This is a genomic window from Chamaesiphon sp. OTE_20_metabat_361 (assembly GCF_031364565.1).
This window is the reverse complement of the sequence record NZ_JANLWO010000722.1, coordinates 1-7,992: the sequence shown is the minus strand read 5'-3', so window position 1 is coordinate 7,992 and position 7,992 is coordinate 1. Positions and strand designations below refer to the sequence as shown.

Genomic DNA, 7,992 nt, shown 5'->3' with positions numbered 1-7,992 from the left:
GGAAGCTACAATTAAGCTACGAGATGAGGCAAGAAGAAATAAGCAGAGGTAACTATACAGAAAAGGGAGTATTATTAAATACAATTGAAATCGAACAAAGAAAAGAAAGGGACTTGTTAAGGACACAGCATGTCCAGGAATTGGCAGAATTAAAAGTGGAACTTTTTCCAGAGTTCGATCGGTGGCAGCAACACAGAAGAGAAGTACAAAATTGGTCAAATGAGAATGGAGGTTTAGTAAATAGCGAGGATAAATAGGCGGACATTCCGTGCCGATCGCCCGAATACCAGCGCAGTTAAGATCGAGTTAGCAGATATTAGCTTTTGCTAGATTTGGTATGGCTAAAATACATTTATGGCAAACATCTCAAGCAAATTGCCACTTGCGATCTTTGAACCGATCGATATTTTCAAGCTTATTTTGAGGTAAAAATCGATTGACCTGCTAGGAATGAATCGTTCACGAAGTGTGGGCTTTGCCCAATCGTCGATCGGTACGCGATCGGCGCATTTTTGTCTAAACCATTTGTGACACCAGAAATGCTGTACATATTAGCAAATCTGGAACTCAATTAGTTTCAGAATTATGGCTCTCCCTTCTATAATTGGGTTAGTCCCAGTAGGGTGGCAGTTCCCACCAGCTAGGTTTCAGGCATTATTGATGATATAAATATTTATGCCGACCTATTCACTAGATTTTATTCGATAGCAATGCTTCAATCGTGACAGAACCGCCTTCTATTGCCTGAATCCGTAAATCATAGCCTCGCAACAATTGCATCCCAATCAAAGGCATGGTTTCTGACTCATTAATGTCGTTGGCGTAGCCGCGCCGAGAGGTAATCGTGCGATATTGCCCGTCCCAGATTACAACCACAATATAAACTTCAAAAATGCAAGAAGTTCCATCTCCCAATGCTGCGATATCGCGCCCTTTCCAAATTAGATCTAGAGACTCGATTGTACTAAAGGGAATAGTCAGGAAGCCCGAAAACCCCGTGTCAATTACTGCATCAACGAGTTGAGTTCTAGTATCGTTCTTCACCACGATCGGCAGAATTGCCTTGCAACTCTGAAACTGCATTAAACCCCAAAACGATGCAAACAGCTTTCTCGATCTCACTCCAGTAAGTAGCTAGGCGGAATTAAATGTAAGATGCCAGCCTTTTGCCCTCACCCCCAACCCCTCTGTCTTGACTGAAACGCACGCTGAAGCATACACCTCAGCGTGCGTTTTGTTGTATCGATATGGTTGGCATCTAGCTAGTTCAGGTCGTTGAAGGCATCTTGCGTAGTCAGATCGGCGATTGTCGCCTGCTGTGCAAGGTAGATTAGGTGTAGCTCGGCTAGTAATTGCTTGGCACGATCGATTTCAATACTTTGGAGTTGCCAGCAAAACATTGAATGAGCAAATTGTTTTTCAAAGGGCAAACTGTTCATTATTTTATTGCTTGTTTATTCTTCGCAGTTTTATGTTTTATGGCTTCCCGTCATATCGCTTGGGGTCTTTCTTTTGCTTCTTGGTTTCATCCAGTGGTGCTTTAGGTTTTTTGGTTTCTTTGTTGCCTTTTTTCTCTTTTGACATCACAGTTCTCCTTTTTTGGTAATAGTTTGCACGTTACTTAAGTAGCTGGACATCGCGACTTGCTTTCCACTCATCGACGCTCGATTGCACCTCTGCTTCTTTGTCCTCAAATTGGGTTTTGAGTTTGGCACGATAATCGTCGAATTCTTATTTCTTAGCTACTAGGCTGGCTTTGGCTTCATCGAAACTCGATGAAGAAAAAATTATGCTATTAAGTTGCCATCTGACATCAAAGCTTTTGTAGTCAACTACTTTGATATCGGATGGCAACTAAAATAACTATTCAGTGAATTTATAATGCGAATTTATTACCTTTCATGTTAAATCAAGATTGTGAAGATGGCGTGAGTAAAGTATTTTAAATCGGTTGCTATTTAAATGTATTTATTTAATGTTTAATTAATTATCTTCTGGCTTTCAATCGCTATTATTAATCGAAACTGTCATGTTTGTCTGTCTATATATAGAAAGATTTTAATGATAAAATTTCAATCCAATTTCACTCAAAAGGGGTAGACAAACCCAAAAATAATCTAAAAAAGCCCTCAATTTGATGAGAGCTTTATTTAAAACATAATTTGAAATAATTAGACTACACACTCAGCCTTTCCTGCATAGGATTTTAACCGCCCCATCCCCTGCTGTTCGCGGTCTTATAGTTCTTTGTGGTATTGTTGAATTACCAAGCAAGTATCAAATACAGATACTAGGCTAAGATTGTGAGGTTCTTGTGATCAAATATATCGATTTGCCGTAGCGGTAATCTATTCTTTTGTAATGGCGCAGATAGACATGCAAAAATGGACGGTACAGGACTCGAACCTGTGACAGCCTGCTTGTAAGGCAGGAGCTCTACCAACTGAGCTAACCGTCCGCGTTTTTAGTGCTTACCTAATATAACTGACATTAGAGATCGAGTCAAGTAGTCGCTCGGTAAATATCGAACATCGCCGAGTTGAGATTGCCGGGTGAGTGTCAGATCGGCACGGCGAGAGCCAAACTATCCCAAAATCGCAGTAGAACATATAGTAATCCGCACATAAGTTGTGGTAGTAATAGTTAGGATCGATACCCACTCGCCGCGATCGGTACAGCGCGATCGAGTACATTTGGTTGCGCTAACTATGATTGAAGATCGCTAAGTTGCGTGGGGCTGTCCGATTGCTCCGTGGCAACCCAGAATCTGGCTGGTACTTGCGAGCCGAGCCAACCATCCGATCGAGATTCTAGATAGCTGCTAAAGAAATGCGTATTGCTTTATTTACCGAAACTTTTTTACCAAAAGTCGATGGAATTGTCACTCGACTCAAACATACGATCGAGCAACTGCAACGCCAAGGCGATGATGTCTTAGTTTTTTGTCCGGCTGGGGGACTGCAATCCTACCAGGGGGCGAAGATCTATGGCTTGTCTGCTTTTCCCTTACCACTATATCCAGAGTTAAAATTAGCCCTACCGCGCCCGGAAATCGGCCAACAATTGGCAAAGTTTCAGCCCGATCTGATCCATGTCGTCAATCCCGCCGTTTTGGGATTAGCGGGCATTTTTTATGCCAAATCGATGCGGATTCCGCTGGTGGCTTCCTATCATACGCACTTACCCAAATACTTGCAGCACTACGGACTGGGGCTGCTAGAGGGCTTGCTGTGGGAGTTATTAAAAGGGGCGCACAATCAAGCAGAATTAAATCTGTGTACTTCCAATGCGATGGTGGGGGAACTGCGATCGCGGGGGATCGAGCGGGTGGACTTGTGGCAGCGGGGTGTAGATACCGAGACTTTTCACCCAGCTAAAGCGACCGATCGAATGCGGGATTATCTGAGCCAAGGTGCGCCAGCAAGCCCGCTGTTGCTGTATGTGGGTAGATTAGGTGCGGAGAAGGAAATCGAGCAGATCGCGCCCGTTTTAGCCGCAATTCCGGGCGCAAGACTGGCGATCGTCGGCGATGGCCCCCATCGCGCTCATTTGGAAAGCTATTTTGCCGGGACGCCGACGCACTTTGTCGGTTATTTGGGTGGCGAACAACTCGCGGCGGCTTATGCTGTTGCCGATGCGTTTATTTTTCCCTCGCGGACGGAGACGCTCGGGCTGGTACTGCTCGAAGCGATGGCGGCTGGCTGTCCGGCGATCGCCGCCCGATCGGGTGGGATTCCGGATATCATTACCGATGGGCACAATGGTTATTTATTCGATCCGCAAGATCCGCACGGCGCGATCGTGGCAACTCAAACCCTATTTTCTTCACCAGCCCATCAGCTCCAGCTCCGCGCTAATGCTCGATCTGAAGCCGAACGCTGGGGCTGGGCAGCAGCGACACAACAGTTACAAAAATATTATCAGCAGGTGTTGGGTTAGCTCGCGGGGAGATGGGAGTAGGGGAGTAGGGGAGTAGGGGAGTAGGGGAGTAGGGGTGTAGGGGTGTAGGGGTGTAGGGGTGTAGGGGTGTAGGGGATACTGGGAGACTGGGAGCTATGGAAGTCGTAATTACCTCTTACCTCTTACCTTTTACCTTTTACCTTTTACCTCTTACCTCTTACCCCTATCCCCTATTCCCCCGCCTCATCATTGTCGCCTGGAAGGGTCTGTGCCCCGATTCCTAGCTGTTTTTTAGTCCGTTTGAGGTCTTTCCAGAGGCTTTTGATTTGCTTGTAGGATTCCTCTGGAGTCAGCTTGCCAGCAGTCTCCAGGCTACAAATAAAGCTGATTTTTTGGGTGAATTCTTGTAAGTTGCTATTGAAGATCAGGTGTTCGGGTGTAAAATCACCGTTGTAGCGGTTGTTTTGATATAAAAAGAAGTCGCTCTTTTTTGACATTAATATTGCGTCCTAGTCGCTGCGATACAATTATAAATGACTAATTTCGACTGATGCTAGCACTATTACGTGCAGCAACTCGAAAAACTGCGAATCGATCGGCGATCGCTCATTGGCGTACTCGTGCTGACTTTGACTGAGCGTAGCCGTTGGCGACAGCCTGCCGTAGCGGCGCGTGAGCCGGAGGTTCCCTCCGGCGTAGCACGCGACAAGACAGGCACAGTAGCGTAGTCGAGAACGAGAATCACCAACCGATCGCCCAACAATTCAATCTAGATCCTCAGCGCCGAGCCAGAGCTGAATTTGTGCCGATTTTAACCTTTTTTCGACATCAGGCGATCGAAGTAGGCACATTGGATACTAAGATCTAAAGATTGACTATTGACAAGTACTTATAAATTGCTACTAATTTCTACAAAGAATTTAGTAATGTCCCCATAATTCTAACTATTTCAGCATGAATTGTCATCCACAAGTTTACGAAGGTAAAGCAAAAATTCTCTACGCTACAGACGATCCAGAGATATTATTAGCTTACTTTAAGGATGATGCGACTGCCTTTAATGCCCAAAAACGCGGGACGATCGTCGGTAAAGGTGAGATTAACTGTCAAATTGCGGCACACTTATTTCGCTCGATCGAGTCGCACGGGATTGCCACTCATTATATCGACTGTCCCTCAAATCGGGAGATGCGCGTCAAAGCGGTGCAAATCATCCCCCTCGAAGTAGTCGTCCGCAACATTGCAGCAGGCAGCCTGTGTCAACAGACTGGCATCGAGTTAGGGACGGTGTTACCGCAACCTTTGGTAGAATTTTATTATAAAAATGACGGTTTAGGCGATCCGCTGCTAACGCGCGATCGCTTGCTGCTGATGTCATTAGCAACGCCAGCACAGATCGACATTCTCCAGACGCGGGCGGTGGCGATAAATACCCTCCTCCAGCACTTTTTCGAGCAGTGTGGGATTACTTTAGTGGATTTCAAAATCGAATTTGGGGTAGACAAGCACCAGCAAATCTTATTAGCCGATGAAATCAGCCCGGATAGCTGTCGGTTATGGTTGACTGGGGAACCCGATCCCGATTTACGAGTCTTAGATAAAGATCGGTTCCGCCGCGATCTGGGTAACATCGAGGATGCTTACCAACAAGTTTTAGCCAGAGTTCTAGGAGTCAAAGAGTAGAGTTCGGTGGGCAGAATATTTAGATCCAATTATCTACTATCGCGATCGACGCTAACCGCTATTTACTATACAAACCACATGAATCAATTTAAATTAGTTCTAGTTATTACTGCTGCGACGATCGCCCAAATTGCCAGTACTGTGCCTGCAACTGCCCAATCAACTCAAATTCTCCAACGCAGCGGCTACAAAAACGCCAAAATATTACCCCCAAGCAGTTTGACTGGGCAATCGAACCAGCTCGTCGCTCCAGATTTGCAGCGAGTTGTCGCCACCGATATCCCGACTGCCAAAGATCTCATCGCCCAAACCAAGCGCAAAACTCGCAAACCCACCAAGCCCAAAGCCAAACCCAAACCGACGAAAACTACCCAGATCGCACCGACTACCCCAGCGCCACAGAGTCAGCAACCAGCCACCCCAGCTCCCAACCAAAAACAGGTCATAGTTTCCGATATCATCATCAGAAATCCCCAGGGTGCGCTTGAGCCAGAACTCGAATCCAAAGTTCGGCAAGTGCTCACAGTCAAACCCGGACAACCGACCACCCGCGAGCAACTAGAGCAAAATCTCAACGCGATTAAAGCTTTGGGTGCCTTTTCAGCAGTCGAGATCGTCCCCGAAGACACGAGCAAAGGCGTGAAACTGAGCTTCCTAGTGACACCATACGGCACGCTCAGCCAAGTCCAAATCCGCACCCTCCCAGCCAATAGCAGCAGCGTATTGAAACAGGAGGACATCGATAAGTTATTCCAGCCTCAGTATGGCAAAAAGTTAAATGCGGTCGAGCTGCAAGCCGCCATCAAACAATTAAATCAACTCTACCAAGAACAGGGCTATAACCTGGCGCAAGTAGTTGATGTCGAAGAACTCGGTGCTGATGGCAAGCTGACTCTGGTAATTGCTGAGGGTTTGATTGAAGATGTCCAAGTGCGGTTTATCAACAAAGAAGGTTCGCTAGTAGACGACCAGAAAAAACCGATCGGCGGATCGACGCGCCCCTTTATTATCACTCGCGAAGCGGAGTTAAAAGCGGGTAAAATTTTCAACCGGAATACGATTCAAAAAGATCTGCGACGGATTTATGGCTTGGGGTTATTCGATGATGTCCGCGTCTCTTTTGCCCCCGGTAGCGATCCGGCAAAAGTAATCTTGCAACTGAATGTCATCGAGCGAAAAACAGCTAACATCCTGGCTGGGGGCGGTATTAGCTCGACCAGTGGCTTGTTTGGGAGTGTCAGCTACAACCAACTAAATATCGGCGGTAACGCTCAAAAATTAGGTGCGGAAGTTCAGATCGGCACGCGATCGGATGTCCTATTCGACGTGAATTTCACCGACCCGTGGATTGCCACCGACCCCAACCGCACATCTTATACCGCCAATCTGTTCCAACGTCGATCGACTTCTCTCGTATTTGATGGCGGCACAAATCCCGGTTATATCCCTGGAACCACCGATATCCCCCGGATTCGGCGTCAGGGAGGCGGGATTACCTTCAGTCGTCCGCTCAATGGCGATCCCTTTAGCGATAGTGCTTGGCGCGGTTCCCTGGGCGTGCAGTATCAACGGGTAGCAATTCAGGATGTCGGCGGGGGTGCGATCGTGCCTATAGATACCCGAGGTGGCGATCTGAGCTTTAGTAAAACCGGACAGGACGATCTGCTGATGGTGCAGCTCGGCGTCACCCAAGATTTACGCAATAGTTTCACAGATCCGACCCAAGGTACCCTACTCAAACTCGGACTAGATCAGTCAGTGCCAGTGGGTTTGGGTAATATCTTCATGACCCGCGCCAGAGCGAGTTTTACCAACTACACTCCCGTAAGCTTGATTAATTTTACCCCCGGCTCGCAAGCGTTGGTGTTCAACATCCAAGGCGGCACGATCTTAGGAGATTTACCACCCTATGAAGCGTTTAGTTTGGGCGGCACTAGCTCCGTGCGCGGCTATGAAGATGGCGATGTGGGTTCGGGACGTAGTTATGTCCAAGCTACTGCCGAATACCGTTTCCCCCTCATTTCGATCGTCGGTATTGGCATCTTTGCCGACTACGGTACCGATTTGGGTACGGGCAGTAGCGTTCCAGGCAATCCCGCCGGATTGCGTGGTAAACCAGGCAATGGTTTTGGCTACGGAGCAGGGCTGCGGGTGAATTCCCCCATCGGGCCGATTCGGATCGATTATGCCCTCAATAACCGCGCGGAAACGCGGATTCAATTTGGAATCGGGGAGAGATTCTAATCTAGGGACTTCGTTTTCGGTGGGCTTACCCCCCAACCCCCCATATAAAGGGGGGCTTTTGCTCCCTCCCCTGCTTGGTGCGCTAAACCGTCGGGAAACCCGACGAGCGCGCATCCGCTTTATAAGGGGAGGGCTGGGGTGGGGTAACACGGACTACGCAGCAAC

8 protein-coding genes and 1 tRNA gene are annotated in these 7,992 nt (G+C 47.5%); 5 read left to right on the top strand and 4 right to left on the bottom strand.

All coding sequences use genetic code 11. The features are described 5' to 3' along the window. Positions 1-257: hypothetical protein (locus RMO35_RS20405; protein ID WP_309743688.1), on the top strand; the 257-nt coding region annotated here is incomplete at its 5' end. A 433-nt stretch (positions 258-690) separates the two neighbouring features. Here RMO35_RS20405 and RMO35_RS20400 read toward each other — a convergent pair. From RMO35_RS20400 to RMO35_RS20390, 3 genes are all read right to left on the bottom strand, one after another. After that, complete coding sequence (locus RMO35_RS20400) at positions 691-1,083, bottom strand: clan AA aspartic protease (protein ID WP_309743686.1); 393 nt, start codon at positions 1,081-1,083, stop codon at positions 691-693. A gap of 179 nt (positions 1,084-1,262) precedes the next feature. Then, on the bottom strand, positions 1,263-1,439 hold the full coding sequence (locus RMO35_RS20395; protein ID WP_309743684.1) for a hypothetical protein: 177 nt from the start codon (positions 1,437-1,439) through the stop codon (positions 1,263-1,265). 946 nt (positions 1,440-2,385) lie between these two features. Then, positions 2,386-2,458 (bottom strand) — tRNA-Val (locus RMO35_RS20390). Between the two features lie 371 nt (positions 2,459-2,829). Here RMO35_RS20390 and RMO35_RS20385 point away from each other — a divergent pair. After that, positions 2,830-3,939 carry a glycosyltransferase family 1 protein gene (locus tag RMO35_RS20385; RefSeq protein ID WP_309743682.1) on the top strand — a complete coding sequence of 370 codons (1,110 nt, stop codon included), beginning with the start codon at positions 2,830-2,832 and terminating at the stop codon, positions 3,937-3,939. Positions 3,940-4,130: 191 nt separating this feature from the next. Here RMO35_RS20385 and RMO35_RS20380 read toward each other — a convergent pair whose 3' ends face one another. Continuing rightward, positions 4,131-4,397 (bottom strand): hypothetical protein, encoded by a 267-nt coding sequence (locus RMO35_RS20380; protein WP_309743680.1) that lies wholly within the window; start codon positions 4,395-4,397, stop codon positions 4,131-4,133. A 69-nt stretch (positions 4,398-4,466) separates the two neighbouring features. On the opposite strand from RMO35_RS20380, the gene RMO35_RS20375 reads away from it, so the two are divergent. From RMO35_RS20375 to RMO35_RS20365, 3 genes are all read left to right on the top strand, one after another. Continuing rightward, positions 4,467-4,628 (top strand): hypothetical protein, encoded by a 162-nt coding sequence (locus RMO35_RS20375; RefSeq protein ID WP_309743678.1) that lies wholly within the window; start codon positions 4,467-4,469, stop codon positions 4,626-4,628. Between the two features lie 226 nt (positions 4,629-4,854). Continuing rightward, complete coding sequence (gene purC, locus RMO35_RS20370) at positions 4,855-5,583, top strand: phosphoribosylaminoimidazolesuccinocarboxamide synthase (protein ID WP_309743676.1); 729 nt, start codon at positions 4,855-4,857, stop codon at positions 5,581-5,583. Positions 5,584-5,661: 78 nt separating this feature from the next. After that, complete coding sequence (locus RMO35_RS20365; protein ID WP_309743674.1) at positions 5,662-7,827, top strand: BamA/TamA family outer membrane protein; 2,166 nt, start codon at positions 5,662-5,664, stop codon at positions 7,825-7,827. Positions 7,828-7,992: the final 165 nt, after the last annotated feature.